The organism is Salimicrobium halophilum, assembly GCF_900100295.1.
In the GTDB taxonomy this organism is placed as follows: Bacteria; Bacillota; Bacilli; order Bacillales; family Halobacillaceae; genus Salimicrobium; species Salimicrobium halophilum.
The window spans coordinates 208,982-227,213 of the sequence record NZ_FNEV01000004.1 but is presented as its reverse complement, the minus strand read 5'-3'; the positions used below and the strand labels follow the sequence as shown (position 1 = coordinate 227,213).

Below are 18,232 nucleotides of genomic sequence, written 5' to 3'. Positions count from 1 at the left end.
GTGGAGACGTTCGGACTCATGGGCTTCATTTTTGGAATGCTAGGATTCACTTTCGGTCTTTCAGCTTTTACGACGGCTATGGCAAGCAGCAAAAAAGTGAAGGAACTCGAAGGTAGAATCGCTGATTCAGAGAAAGATCATAAAGAATAAGAAAAGGGCTCAGAACATGCTTGTTCTGAGCCTTTTGCTGAACTACTAACCATTAAAAATCGTCTGATTCAATTCATGGTCTTTGACGTAAGCTTCAGGAAGCAGGATTTTCTCGAAGTCGAATTCCCGTAAATCTTCCCCTTTATCGACGAGATTCGGCAAGTCCGGGTTGGCGAGTGCGCCGGTGCCGATGGCCACTAGATCTGTCTGACCTTCCTTGATCAGCTGTGCCGCTTTCACCGGGTCCTGCAACTTACCGTTGGCGATAACCGGAAGCTGGCTGAAGAGTTTCGCAGCTTCAGCGAGCGTTTTCGTATCCTCTCCGAAAGACGAAGCGGCTGCATCGGCATCCGTCGTATGAACGTAGTCGAGTGGGGCGTTTCCGAGCGCTTCGAAAATGGTCCGTGCTTCTTCTTCCCCGCCGGCCCACTTATGCTCACCGTCAGAAACTTTCGCCTGGGAAATGCGGATTCCTACCGGGTATTCTTCTCCGACAGCCGCGCGTACTTCTTCAATCACCTCAAGGACGAACTTCAGACGATTCTCTGGAGACCCACCATACTCGTCCTCGCGCTGATTGAAGTAGTCCGTCAGAAACTGATCGAGCAGATACCCGTTCGCTCCATGAAGTTCGATTCCATCGAACCCTGCGTCTTTAGCGCGCAGAGCACTGCGGACGAATCCTTCTTTCACTTCCACGAAGTCATGATCATCCATCGCCCGTGGTACAGGGAAAGGTCCGGAACCTCCGTAAAAGCCGAGCTGTTCCCCTTTCGGCTGTATGGCTGAAGGGGCGATCGTTTCGTCTGTATACGCGTTACCCTGGCTTTGAGCTCCGGCGTGCATGAGCTGAGCAATGATGGCAGAGCCTTCTTCATGGACAGCTTCTACGACCGGCTTCCAGGAGTCCGCCTGTACGTCACTCGCGAGCCCCGGCTGGTTATTGTAACCCTGACTGTAGCTTTGGTCAGGATAGATTCCTTCTGTAATGATGGTACCGAATCCGCCTTTGGCGAAGCGGCGATAGTATTCTTTCATCGTATCATTCGCCCGTCCATCCTGTTCCGCACTGATCCGTGTCATCGGCGAAACGACGAAGCGGTTATTTACTGTTTGATTTAAAAAGTCGTACTCTCTGAATAACATGAAAGTCACTCCCTGGTGTGTATTATCTCACCTTTAGTTCATAACCTTTTCTCTTGATTTCAAAACATAACAAAGAAAGTCGTGCTTGTCTGGTCCTTGAGTTTTGTGATGGTTCTTGCGATAATGAACCAAGAATTTCCTTTGTTTTGAATACAAGGAGGGGGTACTATCGGAGGGAAAGTTTTTCAGGAAATGATGAAACCGCTTTTTTTGATTTTTGGCATATTTTTTATAAGCATTTCTTCCTTATTCGTTGCGCCGCAGGGATTCTTGTGGCCGGGAATCGCGGCGATCATAGAAGTAGGAAAACGAACGGTCAACCCGGAAGAGCTGATCTACATAAACCCGACCTCCGGGGTCGAGCGGGACCTGTTCCCCATTATCTTCGAAGCCTTTGCCAATACGATGGGTGTCCTTACGCTTGCTTTGGCTGTTTCTGTGGCCATAGCCAGTGCAGGGACGTTTCTATTGTGGCTTGCTCCGGAAAAATGGACGACCGGCGTGCGTTCTGTGACGTCGCTACTTTCCACGATTCCGGATGTCATGTACGTATTGAGTGCGCAGCTTGTGATGGTGTGGATCTATACGACATTCGATTGGCGGGCTATTGAATTCACCGGTGCCGGCACAGAAGATGCGATTCTATTGCCGGCTTTGGTGCTGGCGATTCTTCCTACCATCTATTTTCTCCATTCGATGCTCGATTTCGTCTATGAAGAAAAGGGGCAAGACTATCATGAACTTGCTGTGAGCAAGGGTATGCCGAAAGCACACATCCTGATTCTTCATATAAGCAGGAATGTACTGGTGAAGTTCGTCTATCAGGGGAAATTCATCATCGGTCTGACGGTCAGCAATCTATTCATCGTAGAATATTTGTTCAATAACTTCGGAATGACGGCTTTTCTTGTCGAATATGCACAGCCTCCGGTCTTCTTCGTGACGGCGATGCTGTTCTTTATTCCTATTTATCTGACGTTAAAACTGTTGGAAGTCTTCGTATTCATCACAACGAAGCAGGAGGTGGATCTATGAACAAAAAGTTCTGGCTTCAGCCACGCTTTCTCATCAGCTCCTTATTTCTTGTCGTCATGGTGACCGCCAGCTTCATCCACGCCTGGTTTTTTGATAGTCACATTCCGCAGACTCCATTTATAAATCTGGGAGAGAATGTCGTAGGGCCTCCGTTCCCACCTTTCGAGTATTCGATTCTTGGGACGGATTCAAACGGCGTTCATCTGTTTTATCAGATTCTTCAAGGTGCCAAATATACGATTCTGGGGGCTCTTGCGATTGCAGGAATCAGTTTCAGCCTAGCTCTTCTCATAGGTATACCGCTCGGGTTCAATAGAAGAGGGACATCGAAGTGGGTGGAGCACACGATTTCCGTGCTTTACTTCGTCCCTGCATCGATCATCGCCTATCAGCTTCTGAATCCTCTGATGAGAGAGCAGCTATCAGGATTTGCGACGAGCCTGACTTATCGTCTGGTGGCAGAAGTTCTCGTCATCGCGATCCTTTTGACCCCGCCGGCGACGGTGCTGATTGCTAACCTGACCGGGGAGTTTCTGAAGAAGGATTACGTCATTTCCAGTCGCCTGATCGGATCAGGAGCGTGGCGGATCACCCGTCAGCAGCTGTTCCCTTACCTGAAAAATCATATCCTCGATTTATTTAGCAGACAGACGATCCAGGCCGTGCTTGTCATGACTCATTTGGCTGTCTTCGTCGTTTATTTCGGAGGCACAGGGATTGGGTTCGGGATGGGTGGAGGTCCTCCATTTCCGGTGACGAATGAATGGGCATCTCTCATCGGTATGAAGTATTACACAATCCAGACATCTGCCCCGTGGCTCGTTCTCGTACCTCTTATCTTTCTGCTTCTGTTCCTGCTGTCTGTCATGGGGATTACCGGAAGTATAAAGAGGCATGGAAACGTGGATTCATCTGTGAAAGAGGAAGAACAGGAACCTCCGCAAGAGCTTGATCGTCCATTCGAACGGGTCAGCGGAGACCAATGAAGGAGAGATTACTATGTTTAAAATGAAACGGATCGATCATATTCAACTCGCCGCACCGGCTGGTGGGGAAGAACAGGCGAAAAAATTCTTCGAAGGGATTCTCGGCATGGAAGAAATCGAGAAGCCGGAGACGTTGAAGAAAAATGGAGGTGTCTGGTTCCGCTTCGGAGACCAGCAGGTCCATGTCGGGATTGAGGACCCTTTTTCCCCGGCGAAAAAAGCTCATCCCGCCTTCGAAGTGGAAGGGCTAACAGATATGATGGATCATTTGGAAAGCAAAGGGGTGGAAGTGAAGCGGGATGATAAGCTGCCGGGAGCGGACCGTTGCTACATCTGGGACCCGTTCGGCAATCGTATCGAACTGCTCGAGTGGAACGCGTAAGCTCAGGATGGCTATTCCCACCGGAGAGCATCTGCTATAGTGAATACAAGAATATTTTTAATCTCCGGAAAGGGAGCGCGTGTCCATCATGGCATTTCTATTATTCATCATCGCAGGACTTGCAGAAATTGGAGGAGGCTACCTGATATGGCTCTGGTTGAGGGAAGGGAAGCCGGGTTATTTCGGTCTGCTCGGGGGAATTTCTCTTGCAACGTACGGCGTAATTGCCACGTTTCAATCTTTCCCGTCGTTCGGAAGAGTATATGCAGCGTATGGCGGCATCTTCATCATACTTTCTGTGCTGTGGGGATGGGGAATCGATCGCAAAACGCCTGATTTATATGATTGGGTCGGCGCCGGCATCTGTCTCATCGGAGTGAGCGTTATGCTTTTTGCTCCAAGAAATTAGAGGTGAATCCAACATGAATGAAAAAACAAAGCAGAAGTGGGCACTCGCTTACGAGATTACGTTAGTGTCCCTGGCTTTTATATCTGTTCTGTTCATCTGGACGGATAACGTTGTACTGATGGTAATCGATCGGTTCATATGGCTCGCCTTTTTCATCGATGTTCTCATCCGTTTCACCCGAGCCCGGAAGAAGATGGAGTATGTGAAGAGAAACCCATTCGATATCATTGCAGCCATTCCCCTTGATGCCATTTTCCAGACGGCCAGAATCGTCCGCCTGTTCCGGGTGCTCCGTTTCTTTGCGATTACAAGAAAATATCTGGGTACGGTCCGTTCCATTATCAAGACGAATGGACTGGATCTGGTGTTGACTGCCACGTTCGTCCTCATTTTCGGAGCGGCTATCATCGTGAAAGAAGTAGAACCGAACATGACTACGTATTTGGACGGCGTGTGGTGGGCCCTGGTCACGACGACTACGGTAGGCTATGGAGACATTTCACCGGAAACAGGCACGGGTCGGATTGTAGCGGTTATACTGATGTTTGTGGGAATAGGGTTGATCGGGATGATTACAAGTTCGATTACAACGTTTTTCCTGAAAGGCAAAGAGGAGAAAGACGAGACGGTCGTATTCATCCAGAAGCAGCTGGACCGGTTTGAAGAGTTGAGTGATAAAGAAGTGAATCGGTTGATCGTTTTGTTGGAAGAGATGAAGAAAGAGAAAGAATTATAGGAGCAGGGGGAGGTAGACGTTGAGCTGGGAAATCAGTCATGGGAATATGAGTGACCGTTCGTTAAGAGAAGAGGAGATCTGGTATCAGTTTACGTGGTTCTTTTATAAAAGTAAGAAGACCCAAACATATAAGTTCGGTTTGATAAAGGCCCTGATAGAGAATTTATACAACACTGATCAAAACCTTCAACTTACGTATGATCAGATTTCTTATGCTTTCACAAAAGTATATTGGAACCTGGTGATTCGACATGGACTCAAGCAGGGAAAACAGAACTCCAGTGTTGCAGGAGCTATTATCGAAGCACAGGTGACAAGGAATCTTCCGGTTAATTTGAGCTTTGATCAACTGAAACCACAGGATCAGTTAAGTATTATGGAGAAGACTTCCCCTGCAATGAAACGCTATGTGTTCGGGGCCCTTTATAGCGATTTCTCAGGTATACTTTATGGTTTCGATCGTCGTTCACGTATGGAATACTTTGAGTTTCATCCGGATGCTCATGTGTTTTTGTTGAAGTACCAACGATTGATCACGGATCTCGTAAATTATCACCTTGCTAAAATGATTGAACAATATAATCCGGTTACAAAAGATTTTCTTCTCGAAAAAGTGGAAAGTGTGGCTCAACGGGAGTCCCTCCAACCATATCGCGATATATTGATTTCCCGCTTTGAGAATAACTGTTTCTATTGCAGCAAGTCCCTTGGTCGACTGGGAAGACAAGTGCATGTGGATCACTTTATTCCCTGGTCCCTCGTACAGTCAGATAACATTTGGAATCTCGTGCTCTCTTGCAGGGAGTGTAACTTAAATAAAAAGGATAAAGTACCTGATGATTCTTATCTCACTCGAATTCTTGAAAGAAACGAATCTTTGAAATCAGAAAAAATACTTATACAGGAAGATCAAAGTCTTTACAATTACAGACCAGAAAAGTTGGAACTGTTGTACAAGTATTCAGATCAGAACGGCTTTGAAGAGAGATGGGCTCCTTGAGATCAAAGGGAAAAGGGGTCTAAGTTTATGGAGTATGTACTGCTTTATCAAAAAACGTAAAACGTTTAAAGAAGAGGGTCACCGGAAAAAAGTTTTATAGAACATATTCTAAGGAGGCTAACTGTGAAAAAACATGTCATCTCACTGGCGGTTGCAGGTCTGGCTCTTGGAATTGGTGGCGGAAGTGTTGCTGCGGATGATTACAAAGATGGAGGAGAAGAAACCTTCCATACTGTCTCTCCGGGAACGACCCTGTATAGTATGGCGAATCTTCATGCCGGGGTAACGCTCGAGGACATCTATGAATGGAACCCGGGGATTGAACCGAGGAATCTCCAGATCGGGCAGGAAGTAAGAGTTGCTCCTGCGGAAGGTGAATGGTCTGAGAAGTATCATACCGTTCAGCCAGGAGAAAGCTTTTTCAGCATTGCTAATCTGCATAAGGACACAACTCTAGGAGATATTTACCGTTTGAATCCTGATGTAGATCCTCTTAACCTTCAAGTTGGACAAAAAATCAGGGTTTATCAATAATATAGAAGAAAGCTGCCGAAACCATTCGGCAGCTTTTTCTTATCAGTAAGTTCCGTTTTCTTCATCTTCGATATGTTCCGCAATTCTTTTGTGTTTCTCGATGTCTTTACGTTGGCGCGTGTCCCTGTAGTCTCTGCGTATTGTCATGAGTAGTGAGACTGCGACGACAAAGAGTACTATCGAGAACGGTAAAGCTCCGATCAGTGAGGCGGTCTGCAGCCCGTTCAGTCCGGCACTGATGATCAGTACGATGGCAAGAGCCGCAATCAGTGTACCCCAGATCCCTTTGATGACGACGGATGGGTTTCTATCCCCTTGCGTGGTCATCATGCCCAGTACGAATGTTGCCGAGTCGGCAGAGGTGACAAGGAACGTGAACAACAGACAGATGGACAGGAAGGATAGGATGGTTCCCATCGGCAACTGCTCAAATAGGGCGAACAAGGCGGTGGCTTCGTTCTCAGCCACTCTCGCTGCAATATCTGTTCCGTTGAAGAGATCCGAATGAATAGCGGTACCTCCGAAAATACCGATCCAGATGATTCCGAGGAATGGTGGTGTAACCATAACCCCGAGTACGAATTCACGTACCGTACGTCCGCGGGAAATACGCGCTACGAACATCCCGACGAATGGAGCCCAGGCAATCGTCCATGCCCAGTAATAGACCGGCCAATCCTGTACCCAGGTACTTTCACTGTAATGACCAAGGCGCAGGCTCGCCTGGAAGAAGTTCTGCAGGTAGTCGCCGATACCGGTCGTGATCGTTTTGAAAATGAAGCCGGTCGGACCGATGAACAGAACGACGATCATCAATAACAAGGCAAGGGCCAGGTTGACGTTACTTAAGTATTTGATCCCCCGGTCCAGTCCGGAGAACGTAGATACCATGAAAAAGACGAACATGGCGAGCACAATCAGAATTTGGGTCGTCTGCCCTGAAGGAATCCCGAATGTCGCATCAAGTCCACTATTGATTTGAAGAACACTAAGTCCTAGTGTAGTCGCAACCCCCATGACAGTCGCGATGACAGCAATACTGTCTATGGAACGGCGTAACGGTTTTTTACCGGTATCTCCTATCACCGGATTCAATGTGTCACTCATCAGACTGCGTTCTTCCTGACGATAAATGAAGTAGGAAATAGCAAGACCGACGAATGTGAAGGAGGCCCACTGGTGGATCCCGTTGTTGAAGAAAGCATTCCACATGGCCGTGCGGGCAGCTTCAGCCGTGCCCGCCTCCACTCCTGGATCGAAGGGGGGAGGAGTACCGAAGTGCGTCATCGGTTCAGCGACACCCCAGAATACGATACTTACACCGAAACCGGCACTGAAAAGCATGGCAACCCAGGTGAAAAACGGGTATTTGGGTCTGGCATCATCTCCTCCGAGACGTATGACTCCATATTTACTGAATGCTAAGTAGAAGTTGAAAATGACAAGACAGAATACGAAAATAAGATAAAACCATCCGAATGTGTTCGCGATGAATCCGTAGATGGCATCAGCCTGGGAAGCTAGGGCTTCAGGCGCCAGTCCTCCCCATAAAGCGAAGGCTAAAATGATGATGAAAGATGACCAGAATGTCGTGTTCATGAACTTGAATTTCTTCTGTTTCTTGTCCACGGTGCTGCCTCCTTGTAGGTATGTATAATGATGCGATGAATAAATGTTCACCACATGGTACTAGGCACATACCCGAATTGTAAAGGAGGTATGCCAGTAATTGGTTAATTTGTTTCAGAAATGGAGATACGGGAAATTAGTAGGGTGGAGTATGTATGAAGAAAGGAGTGTTTTTCGTTGAAATTCGTAGTTTTTGGAGGTACAGGATCTACCGGGCTCCGTCTCGTGGATGAATTACTGGAGAGAGGTCATGAAGTGTATGCTTATGCGAGAAGTCCGGAAAAACTGTATCCGATGGAACACGAACGTCTTGCCATCATTGAGGGTAGCCTTGATGAGAGGGAGAAAATAAAAGAAACCGTTCGCGATGTAGACGCAGTGATCAGTCTGCTCGGACCTAATGGACGTGCGAAGAAACAGACCCTCAGTGAAGGCGTGATCAATATCGTCGAAACGATGGGAGAGGTTGGAACGAAGCGTTTTGTCGGTCTTGCCACAAGCAGCGTGAAAGACCCGAATGACGAGAAAGATTTCCGCCGGAATGCTATTGCTTCTGCTCTTCAACTCGGATTTGCAAACAATCAGCGGGAAGTACAACGCCTCGCTGCAGCTGTCCGAAGCACGGACCTCGACTGGACGCTGGTACGTGTCGGTTATTTGACAGACAGAGGAAAGAAGCCGGTCAAAGTCGGGTACTATGGCAAGGATGAAGTCGGTATGAGAGTATCACGAGCCAGTGTTGCCAAGTTTATGGCCGATCTTGCCGAGTCGAATGATCATATCAAAGAGTCACCGGTCATCAGTAACTGAAAGGAATGATTCGATGAAAAAAGTATTAGTCGTAGGTGCAAACGGTCAAATCGGGAAGCATGTCGTGCGTCTGCTTCAGGAAAGTGAGCACTTTGAAGCGAAGGCGATGATCAGAGACAAGACTCAAGCCTCTTATTTTGAAGAAATGGGGGCTGGTACCGCCGTCGTCGATCTCGAGGACGAAATCGATGTTATTGCCGGAGTCATGGACGATGTGGATGCGGTCGTATTCACTGCAGGTTCCGGACCGAATACAGGCAAAGACAAAACGATCATGATCGACTTGGATGGAGCGGTGAAGACGATGGAAGCAGCCAAACAGAAAGGTGTGAGCCGCTTCGCCCTCATCAGCTCTTTCGATACAAGGAGAGGGCATTGGGGAAGTGAAGCTTTCCGCCCTTACGCAGCATGTAAGTTTTATGCGGACGAGTGGTTACGGAGTTCTGGGCTTGAATATACCATCATCCACCCGGGTCGTCTCACGAACGAAGATGGTACCGGAAAAGTGAACGCCGCAGCCGAAGTTGAGAGGGATGAGATTCCTCGCGAAGATGTGGCGAAAGTGATTGTAGAGACGCTTAATAACGACAGCCTGATCAATAAAGAATTTCAGGTGACGAAAGGTGACACCTCTGTGGTAGATGCATTGAAATCGATATGATAGACGAAACCCTGGACGATGAGAATCGTCCAGGGTTTTTTCGTTCGTATTATTTTTTGTGACGATCCGAGCGTGTTTCATCCGTATTGTGACTGTGTTCCGTCTGATTGTCATGTATTTCAGGGTTGAAAGGTTCTTCGAATTGGTGATCATGATGACTCCCGTGGTGTTCATGATCTTCATGATGGCGGTCATGATTATGATCATTGTGGTGTTCGTGGTCCTCATGATGACCGTTGTGACTATGATGGTTGTGATGGTCATGTTCATTGCGTACGTGTTCCGGATACATGGAACTGTTTTCGGTACGGTTGGACATGAAGGTGCGATACACTTTCTCCGCATGATTTTCTGCAGCTTCCACTAGTACGATGATTTTCCCATCTTTCAAATGACCTTCATACTGCTTGGCCTGTTCTTTTGGCATGCCCATGCCTACAAGAGCTCCGACGATTCCGCCACCGCCGGCTCCGACGCCAGCTCCTGTGAGAGCGGATGCGAGAGGACCTGCGGCAGCGATTTGGCCGACCCCCGGTATGGCAAGAAGTCCAAGGCCGACAACGAGACCGCTTAGTCCTCCGAGCACTCCTCCTGAAGCAGCACCGATGCCGGCACCTTTTCCGGCATTTTCCCCGCGCCCGCCTTTGTTGGAGGTGACGCTTGTTTTCGTTTCATCTTCGAGTACATTCACTTTGTGTTTGTCCTGGGCAAAAACGGAAATGTCATTTGCTTTATACCCGTGGTTCGTCAATCCTTGAATTGCTCTTTCAGCATCTCCGACGTGAGAGAACACGCCGCCGATCAAGTGGCTTGTCATACTAAATCCTCCTTGGAATTCAACTTGGTGAACGATACCCGCGAAAAAGTGGAATATGCGAAATATCATTAAAATAAGAAAAATGACCCATATATTTACATGCTCTAAATTTTCAGAAAAATGAAAAAGGTGTTGATTTAATACATGGGGTCGTGTATATTATAGTTAAACTTAATTCATTCAATGAAAGAAGTAAGTTGTTTCTTTAATGAGGTGAATATATGAAGGCTTTAAGAACTGGCAGCAAAGAACTTATCAAAGAGATCAATCGATTCAAAGTATTGAATATTATCCGTCATCAGCAACCAATCAGTAGGGCTGAAATCTCTAGGCAATGCGAACTTGGAGTCTCTACACTTTCTTATATCATGGATGAGTTAAAAGCTCAGAATCTTATATATGAAGTGGGGGAAGCTTCTTCTACTGGTGGAAGGAAAGCGAAGCTTCTGAAGTTTAATGAAAACCATGGATATGTTGTCAGTATCAAAATTGAAGAAGAACAAATTTTGACAGCGCTTACAGACATGGAGGGTGGGATCCTTCTCAAAACATATGTTGCATTTGAAAAGAAGGAATCCGCCGAAAGAATTGTGTCGTTGATAGAGAAAGAAGTGAAAATGATTTTCTCTGAGCAGGACAAAGACATATCTCACCTTTTAGGCATCGGTGTTTTATCTTCTGGTCTTGTAAATCGTCACGAAGGTGAAATTATTCGATCTTCAATGTTGGAGTGGGAAAACGTTCCTGTTACCTCGATGATTAAAGAGAAATTTCCAAGAGTTCCGGTATTCGTTGATAACAATATCAATGGATATACACTGGCTGAGCTTGAAAAAGGAGAAGGTCAGAAAGATAATAATTTTTTGGTCGTATCAATCGGAGCTGGTTTAGGTTTGTCTGTTGTTATTGATAGAAAAATTTATTACGGAGCTGTAGGGGGAGCTGGAGAATTCGGACATACGAATCTTGTGATGGGTGGTTATCCTTGTCACTGTGGTCAGGAAGGTTGCCTTGAGATGTATGCTTCTGAGTTTTACTTCGAGAACAAAATCAAAGAAAGATTGAAGGAAGATCCGACTTATGAAGGAGAGGACCATCATTTCTCGGCTGTAGCAAAAGCAGCCGAGGCAGACGATATGTTCGCCCAGTCTCTCATGAAAGAGATGGGCACACACCTCGGGTATGGATTAAGAAACCTGATCAATACATTGAATCCGGAAAAAATTATTATTGTAGGGGAGGGTGTGAAATATAAACACCTTTTCGAAAGAGAAGTTCTTGCTATTGCTAACGATAATTTCTTTGAAAAAGTAAGCATTGATACCGATATTGTTTTTTCCCATTTGAAGGACGATTCCTGGTTCACTGGAGGAGCTCTATTAGCAATAAGTCAACTCTTTCAAGAGCCGATTTATGAACAAATGAAACAAAGTATTTAAGCGAAGGAGGTAGGGATACATGGTAGGAATGACAAGGAAAAAAACATTCTTTTGGCTTTGTATCTTTCTTCTCCCCAATCTGCTTGGTTTTCTAACATTTATAGGAGCTCCGATTGTTTCTTCGTTGATTATCAGTTTCACAGATTGGGATCTACTTGGAGAGATGCAGTTCACGGGTTTTGAAAACTACATACGTTTAGCACAGGACCCTGATTTTTGGGTTTCCTTTCGAAATACTATCTTCTTTATTCTTGGTTATATCCCACTGGTTCTGATTTTTGGTTTAGCTTGTGCGTTGTTATTAAATAAGCAAATGAAATTCCGGGCATTTTTCAGAGCCACGTTTTTCTTACCAGTCATTACAAGTTGGGTAGCGGTTTCCCTTGTATGGAAATGGTTATACAACCCGGAGTATGGACTTATAAATTATGCTTTATCAATTATAGGTATTGATGGTCCGCAGTGGTTAAGTGATCCTAACACAGCAATGATAGGTATCATCCTGGCAAGTGCCTGGAAAGACATAGGATTTGTCATGGTTCTTTTCTTGGGAGGTCTACAGAATATATCTCCTTCTTTCTATGAAGCTGCTTCAATTGATGGTGCAGGAAAAGCGAGAAAGCTGTGGAACATCACCATTCCATTGCTGGCACCTACGACGTTCTTCGTGACAATCATTTCTCTGATTAACTCTTTTCAGGTGTTTGATCAGGTCATGATTATGACAGGGGGAGGACCCGGAGGATCAACGGAAGTAATGGTGCAGAATATTTACAACCATGCTTTCCGTTACTTTGAAATGGGCTATGCTTCCGCTATGAGTTGGGTGTTGTTTCTAGTCATTTTCCTCTTCACATGGATTCAGATGAAAGTTCAAGACAGGAGGTAAATTGATATATGGCTATGGAGAATTCGAGTAAAGCGTTGGTTTATCAGAACACGAAGTCAAAGAGATCTAAGAAACGGCGTCCAATCATAAACAAAATTCTTTTTTATTTATTATTAATTGGAGGCGCTTCCATCATGTTGATTCCTTTTCTTTGGATGGTTTCTACTTCTTTGAAGCCGGACGGAGCCACGATGGTTCTACCTCCAGAATTTGTACCGAACGAGCCTACTTCTCAAAATTACGAAAAGGTCACGCAACAATTTCCTATGATGCGTTTTCTATGGAATTCTATCGTTGTTGCGGTGCTGACGACCATTGGACAAATGATTTTCAGTTCCATGGCGGCTTATGCTTTTGCACGCATGCAGTTCCGTGGTAGAGATAAATTATTTCTTTTATACCTGGCAACAATGATGGTGCCGACGCAGGTCACAATGATTCCCCAGTTCATTTTGATTAAACAGTTTGGCTGGCTGGATTCGTATCCTGGATTGATCATTCCTACCATGTTCGCGGTGTTTGGAACTTTCCTTATGAGGCAGGCGATGCTGGGAATACCGAGAGAATTGGAAGAGGCAGCATTCATGGATGGCGCTAATCACTTCCAAGTCTTCTATCGAGTGTGCCTGCCATTGATCAAACCGATGTTGGCCGCTCTCGGAATTTTCACCTTCATGCAATCCTGGAACAACTTCCTGTGGCCTTTGATCGTCATCAGTAACCAGGAGTTAGCGACTCTGCCACTGGGTCTGTCCCTGCTTCAGGGGCGTTGGGCTACAGACTGGGGATTAATGATGGCTGGTGTCGTAATTAGTGTACTACCGATTTTAATTGTCTATCTTTTCGCTCAGAAATATTTCATCCAAGGCATGACCATGAGCGGAATGAAAGAATAAATTCAATTTTATTAAAAGGGGAGAGAATGACATGAAAAAATTGTGGCTTTTATCTTTGTTTTTCCTGATTGCTGTTATTAGTTTGGTTGGTTGTTCCTCAGAGGGAGAAAGTGAAGGAAGTGGAGAAGAAGGTGGGGACGGCACTACGGAAATAACATACTATAGCTTTTCCGCTGCTCCTAACTATGAAGACGTACTAGCCGATATTGTAACGGCCTTTGAGGAAGAGAACCCGAATATCAAAGTGAATACAGAACTGGCTGCTTATGATGATTACTTTACGAAGTTGCAAACTCGATTGGCTGGCGGGAACGCTCCGGACGTATTTGAGTTGAACTATGAAAACTTCGTTCAATATGCTTCCAAAGGTACCTTAGCTGACCTTTCCGGATTCATTGAAGAAGACGATAATTTCGACCCTTCTCAATTGAATCAGGAAGCATTCAAAGCTTACCAGTATGATGGGAAACAATATGGAATGGTAGAGAGCTTTTCAAACGTTTTGACGTTCTATAACAAAGACTTGTTTGATGAAGCAGGTGTTGATTATCCTACTGCTGACTGGACGTGGGAAGACGAGTTGGCTGCAGCTGAGAAAATCACAAACGAAGAGAATAATGTATGGGGTACGTACGCTCCAGCAACAATGAATGAATACTTTAAGATTGCGGCACAAAACGGTGGTCAACTATTCGATGAAAATGGAGAGCCTACGGTAGATACAGAAGAAAACCTGGAAGCTATGAATTACATGGTGGAGAAAGTTACGGAGTCAGGCGTTACTCCTTCTCCGGCAGAAATGTCCGGTCAGGCTCCAGCTGATCTATTCATGAACGGACAGCTTGGTATTGTTCACACAGGTATCTGGATGTTTGACGCATTCAAAGACGCATCTTTCGAATGGGATGTAGCTTTGGAAGCAGGTAACACGCAGAAAGCCCACCACTTCTTTGCGAATGGTCTGGCTGTTTCCGCCGATACTGATAAGAAAGAAGCTGCCTATAAATTTGCTCGATTCATGAGTGCCAGTGATCAGGTAGCTGAACTGCGTGTAGAAAATTCCTGGGAATTGCCGGCTGTAAACAACGATGAAGTACTTCAGCCTTACCTTGAGCAGACTCCTCCGGAAAATCGCGAGGCTGTATTCAACGCACTGGACACGTTGGTACTTCCTCCAGTAGTGGAGAATTGGAGTCAGATCAATGATGTAACGAACCAGGAATTCGAAAAAGCCTTGAACGGAAGCAAATCAACGGAAGATGTCATTAAGACACTGCAATCCGAATACGAAAATATTTTGAACTAATTGTATGAAAGGAGAGGGATATATGTGGAGCACGTTCACATATATCCTTTTTCATGAAGGGGTGACAATCATGGATAAGACTTATATACAGTTATTTCGCGCTCATGTTGACCAATTGCGGGGAGAGCATGCGAAGGTTGAAGAAACAATCAAAGACTACCAGCCAGACGTGGAAAAGGATCCTTTGTATACCATAGCGACATGGGTGTGGCTTCTGCAGAAACAGGTCCACCTGGAACCGAATAACAAAGAAATCACAGGTATCGACTATAAACCTCATATTGCCTATTTGGCTGAGGAGTGGAAGAAGCCGAACGCGGATCTATGGGGGAACGAAAAAGATATTTATCTTTCCAACGTTTCTATGGTGTACGCAGCATTGACCGAAACGAAGAATAACCGAGAGGCGATATTCCTGCAGAAAGTGATGACAGAGATTCGAGATTTTGTATTCAATGAATTACTTTCCGGAGGAACGGCTTTAAATGGAAAAGAAACAAGAGGAATCTCTGTCGATCAGACGCTTGCCGTAATGCCTTATGGATTATTCTCTCCGGAAGATTTGATTATCGTAGAAGCTACCAACAAAATGGTGCTGCATCTGGAGGAAGAGGGTGGCATGCTTCCTTATCGGGGTGCTGACCATACGTCAAAATCTGCAACAGCTTTGATGGCTCTCTATTTTCTTGAAAAATCCGATAAAGAAAATGCGTTTCATTACTCTCATTTAGCACGAGCTCATTCGGAGGAAGACGAGCTGTGGGACGTTGTTCTTTCTCTGTTTGACCATTATGCTTCTCAGTTTGGCGAAGGAGAAAAAATCATTCACCACCCTTTGGGAAATGAGAATGTGTACCTGCCGCAACTTACCGAGAGATCCCCTCACTACCCTACGCCTGAAGATTATGTTCACATAGCTTGTCAGGTAGTCAGCGAGAAGGAAATCCGGAATGTAGAAGTCCTTATACAAAACCAAAATGGGGACTGGGAAAGTTCTCTCGAGCTCCAACCGAAAATGAAGGAAGAAACACTGATTTACCAGGGGAAGATTTCCTCATTACCGCAGCATGGAGAATACTCCTACAGTTTTCATGTGACATTTAAAGAAGGTGGAAATCTTAGTTCTGATACGTATACCCTTTATACAAGACAAAAGAAGTATGCGAACTCTTTTAAAGTGACGAATAGAACAGAAGACACCCTGGAACTTCATTTCGGCGAAGGGCACAACCTTACTTTTACTATGAATGAACAGGGTATGGATATGAGGATTCGTCAGTATGGCAATAAAATGGATACTTCTATAGGTGAAGAAGCTTCTATTTTTCGAGGGGATTATCAGCTTAGAGTTCATGCTGAAAGTGCCGAAATCATACTGACCTACAAGGAACAAGAGCTTCTCCGTACTCATTCACTATTGCCCACATTTGAATGGAAAGAGGACATAGATGGAGTGGTCCGCGAATTTCAAATCCACTGGTATACGCCAGAAAATGAGAAATTTTATGGCTTCGGCGAAAGGTATAATGCGATAGAGCAACGCGGGGAAGTCATCGATTGTTATGTATATAACCAATACAGAGACCAGGGGACAAGGACATATATCCCTATCCCGTTCTATATGACCAACAAAGGGTATGGATGTTATGTAGATACTTCGATGTACACAATGTTTGACTTGGCATCATCTTTGAAAGATAAAACGACATGGACATTCGAACAAAATAAAAACGTACAGGAAACTACTGTTCATTTTTATTTTGGTGATTATAAACAGCAATTGCAGCAATATACGAGAAAGACTGGTAAGTCTGCAATGGTTCCCGCATGGGCGCTCGGTCCCTGGATGTCGAGCAACAACTGGGATCGTCAATCCATTGTAGAGAATGAAATCGAAGCGACGAATAATCATGATATCCCTGCTACAGTTATCGTATTGGAACAATGGAGTGATGAAGCGACGTATTATATGTTCAATGACGCTACCTATGAATTGAATGAACCCGGCTATGTTCACAGTTATGAAGAAATGGAGTTCCCTTCCTGGGGACGATGGCCGGATCCAAAAGGGATGGTCGAGCGTATACACGATGAAAATCTGAAACTTATCTTATGGCAGATTCCGATTCAAAAATACTTAAATAAACAAACACATCCACTGAAAGATCAGGATGAAGCATACATGATCGAAAAGGGGTATGTGGTCAAGAACCAGGATGGCACTCCGTACAGGATTCCTGAAAACTGGTTTACCAATAGTCTCATTATGGATTTCAGTCATGACGAAGGCCGGGAGTGGTGGTTTCAGAAACGCCAGTACCTTTTGGATATAGGCGTCGATGGGTTTAAGACAGATGGAGGAGAATTCGTTTTCGGTAAGAATCTGCAGTTTGCGAATGGTCAGACGGGAAGTGAAATGCGAAATCAGTATCCTAACGATTACATTCAGGCATATTACAACTTTGCTCAGCAAAACAATGGTATCACCTTCAGCCGTGCAGGTTATACGGGGGCACAAAATTTCCCTGCACACTGGGCTGGGGATGAACGATCTACATTCGATGCGTTCAAGAGGTCGCTTGTAGCCGGGTTGAATGCTGGTTTGGCAGGTATTGTGTTCTGGGGATGGGACCTGGCCGGATTTAACGGAGACATTCCTACCGCAGAGTTATTTATGCGTTCCTCATCGATGGCAGCCTTTTGCCCGATTATGCAATATCACGCGGAGAGTAAGGCAGAGTTCAGCCAGGACCGTACGCCGTGGAACATCGCTTCCCGCACAGGGGACGACCGGGTTATTGATGTATACCGATTTTTTGCTAATGTGCGAATGAACCTCATGCCTTATATTTATCAGGAATCGGAGAAAGCCAGCAACACAGGAGAGCCATTAATGAGAGCACTGATGCTTGATTTCCCTGAAGATCAACGGGTGGCAGGTATGTATGATGAGTACTTATTCGGTGAATCGATGCTTGTGGCTCCTATCATCGAGGAAGATCATGTTGAGCGGCAGGTCTATCTTCCGGAAGGGAAATGGGTGAACCTATGGACAGAAGAGATTCATGAAGGGCCTGCTTATATCACTTGTAAAGCGGAAGTAGATGATATTCCAGTATTTATCCGTATGAACAGAGCACTACTTTTGAACGTTGTTCCTTCTGAAGGCCTTGGAAGTGCCGTGGGTAATGACTTATCTTCATATAAACAACCACTGTGTCGCGTGTATTGTGATGCACCCTTTCATCAAACGCTGACGGATCATCTTGGTCATACGATAAAGCTTCAAGTAGATGTTTCTGAAGAAGAAGTGACAGTAAAGGCGGATACGGATATAGAGGACCTGGATATTGAAGTGATCGGCAATGACAAAGAAGTACTTGTCATCACCACAGGGGAGGTGTGAA

At 45.3% G+C, this 18,232-nt stretch carries 18 protein-coding genes; 15 read left to right on the top strand and 3 right to left on the bottom strand.

What is annotated here, in order from left to right; translation table 11 throughout:
• Positions 1-150: a hypothetical protein gene (locus BLQ44_RS16545; RefSeq protein ID WP_176757474.1), complete on the top strand. Its 150-nt coding sequence runs from the start codon at positions 1-3 to the stop codon at positions 148-150.
• Between the two features lie 45 nt (positions 151-195).
• Here the strand turns inward: BLQ44_RS16545 and BLQ44_RS08295 are convergent, their stop codons facing one another.
• Complete coding sequence (locus BLQ44_RS08295; protein WP_093193425.1) at positions 196-1,296, bottom strand: oxidoreductase; 1,101 nt, start codon at positions 1,294-1,296, stop codon at positions 196-198.
• A gap of 192 nt (positions 1,297-1,488) precedes the next feature.
• Here BLQ44_RS08295 and BLQ44_RS08290 point away from each other — a divergent pair, with 192 nt between their 5' ends.
• The 7 genes from BLQ44_RS08290 (at position 1,489) to BLQ44_RS08260 (ending at position 6,378) form a co-directional block, all read left to right on the top strand.
• Complete coding sequence (locus BLQ44_RS08290; RefSeq protein ID WP_093193424.1) at positions 1,489-2,331, top strand: ABC transporter permease subunit; 843 nt, start codon at positions 1,489-1,491, stop codon at positions 2,329-2,331.
• Entirely contained in the window at positions 2,328-3,317 is a 990-nt protein-coding gene (locus tag BLQ44_RS08285; RefSeq protein WP_093193423.1) for an ABC transporter permease subunit, read from the top strand. Before BLQ44_RS08290 ends, BLQ44_RS08285 begins: the two co-directional genes overlap by 4 nt.
• Positions 3,318-3,330: 13 nt before the next feature.
• Positions 3,331-3,699 carry a VOC family protein gene (locus tag BLQ44_RS08280; RefSeq protein WP_093193422.1) on the top strand — a complete coding sequence of 123 codons (369 nt, stop codon included), beginning with the start codon at positions 3,331-3,333 and terminating at the stop codon, positions 3,697-3,699.
• A gap of 88 nt (positions 3,700-3,787) precedes the next feature.
• Positions 3,788-4,108, top strand: coding sequence for a YnfA family protein (locus tag BLQ44_RS08275; RefSeq protein WP_093193421.1), 321 nt, complete (start codon positions 3,788-3,790; stop codon positions 4,106-4,108).
• Between the two features lie 13 nt (positions 4,109-4,121).
• Positions 4,122-4,844, top strand: a complete 723-nt coding sequence (locus BLQ44_RS08270; RefSeq protein WP_093193420.1) for a potassium channel family protein — start codon at positions 4,122-4,124, stop codon at positions 4,842-4,844.
• A 19-nt stretch (positions 4,845-4,863) separates the two neighbouring features.
• Positions 4,864-5,844, top strand: coding sequence for an HNH endonuclease (locus tag BLQ44_RS08265; protein WP_245688134.1), 981 nt, complete (start codon positions 4,864-4,866; stop codon positions 5,842-5,844).
• 123 nt (positions 5,845-5,967) lie between these two features.
• Complete coding sequence (locus BLQ44_RS08260; protein WP_093193419.1) at positions 5,968-6,378, top strand: LysM peptidoglycan-binding domain-containing protein; 411 nt, start codon at positions 5,968-5,970, stop codon at positions 6,376-6,378.
• Positions 6,379-6,420: 42 nt separating this feature from the next.
• Here BLQ44_RS08260 and BLQ44_RS08255 read toward each other — a convergent pair whose 3' ends face one another.
• Positions 6,421-7,977 carry a BCCT family transporter gene (locus BLQ44_RS08255; RefSeq protein ID WP_407690370.1) on the bottom strand — a complete coding sequence of 519 codons (1,557 nt, stop codon included), beginning with the start codon at positions 7,975-7,977 and terminating at the stop codon, positions 6,421-6,423.
• Between the two features lie 207 nt (positions 7,978-8,184).
• Between BLQ44_RS08255 and BLQ44_RS08250 the strand changes: the two genes are divergently transcribed.
• Complete coding sequence (locus BLQ44_RS08250) at positions 8,185-8,817, top strand: NAD(P)-dependent oxidoreductase (RefSeq protein ID WP_093193417.1); 633 nt, start codon at positions 8,185-8,187, stop codon at positions 8,815-8,817.
• Between the two features lie 13 nt (positions 8,818-8,830).
• Positions 8,831-9,478, top strand: a complete 648-nt coding sequence (locus BLQ44_RS08245) for an SDR family oxidoreductase (protein ID WP_093193416.1) — start codon at positions 8,831-8,833, stop codon at positions 9,476-9,478.
• A 49-nt stretch (positions 9,479-9,527) separates the two neighbouring features.
• Here BLQ44_RS08245 and BLQ44_RS16790 read toward each other — a convergent pair whose 3' ends face one another.
• The gene (locus BLQ44_RS16790) at positions 9,528-10,295 is read right to left on the bottom strand and encodes a general stress protein (RefSeq protein ID WP_176757473.1); all 768 of its coding nucleotides are present in this window, start codon (positions 10,293-10,295) and stop codon (positions 9,528-9,530) included.
• A 221-nt stretch (positions 10,296-10,516) separates the two neighbouring features.
• Between BLQ44_RS16790 and BLQ44_RS08235 the strand changes: the two genes are divergently transcribed.
• From BLQ44_RS08235 to BLQ44_RS08215, 5 genes are all read left to right on the top strand, one after another.
• Positions 10,517-11,734, top strand: a complete 1,218-nt coding sequence (locus tag BLQ44_RS08235; RefSeq protein ID WP_093193415.1) for an ROK family protein — start codon at positions 10,517-10,519, stop codon at positions 11,732-11,734.
• A gap of 19 nt (positions 11,735-11,753) precedes the next feature.
• Positions 11,754-12,623 (top strand): carbohydrate ABC transporter permease, encoded by an 870-nt coding sequence (locus BLQ44_RS08230; protein WP_093193414.1) that lies wholly within the window; start codon positions 11,754-11,756, stop codon positions 12,621-12,623.
• 14 nt (positions 12,624-12,637) lie between these two features.
• On the top strand, positions 12,638-13,519 hold the full coding sequence (locus tag BLQ44_RS08225; protein WP_093193522.1) for a carbohydrate ABC transporter permease: 882 nt from the start codon (positions 12,638-12,640) through the stop codon (positions 13,517-13,519).
• 31 nt (positions 13,520-13,550) lie between these two features.
• Positions 13,551-14,825, top strand: coding sequence for an ABC transporter substrate-binding protein (locus tag BLQ44_RS08220; protein ID WP_093193413.1), 1,275 nt, complete (start codon positions 13,551-13,553; stop codon positions 14,823-14,825).
• Positions 14,826-14,895: 70 nt separating this feature from the next.
• Positions 14,896-18,231 (top strand): glycoside hydrolase family 31 protein, encoded by a 3,336-nt coding sequence (locus BLQ44_RS08215; RefSeq protein ID WP_093193521.1) that lies wholly within the window; start codon positions 14,896-14,898, stop codon positions 18,229-18,231.
• Position 18,232: the final 1 nt, after the last annotated feature.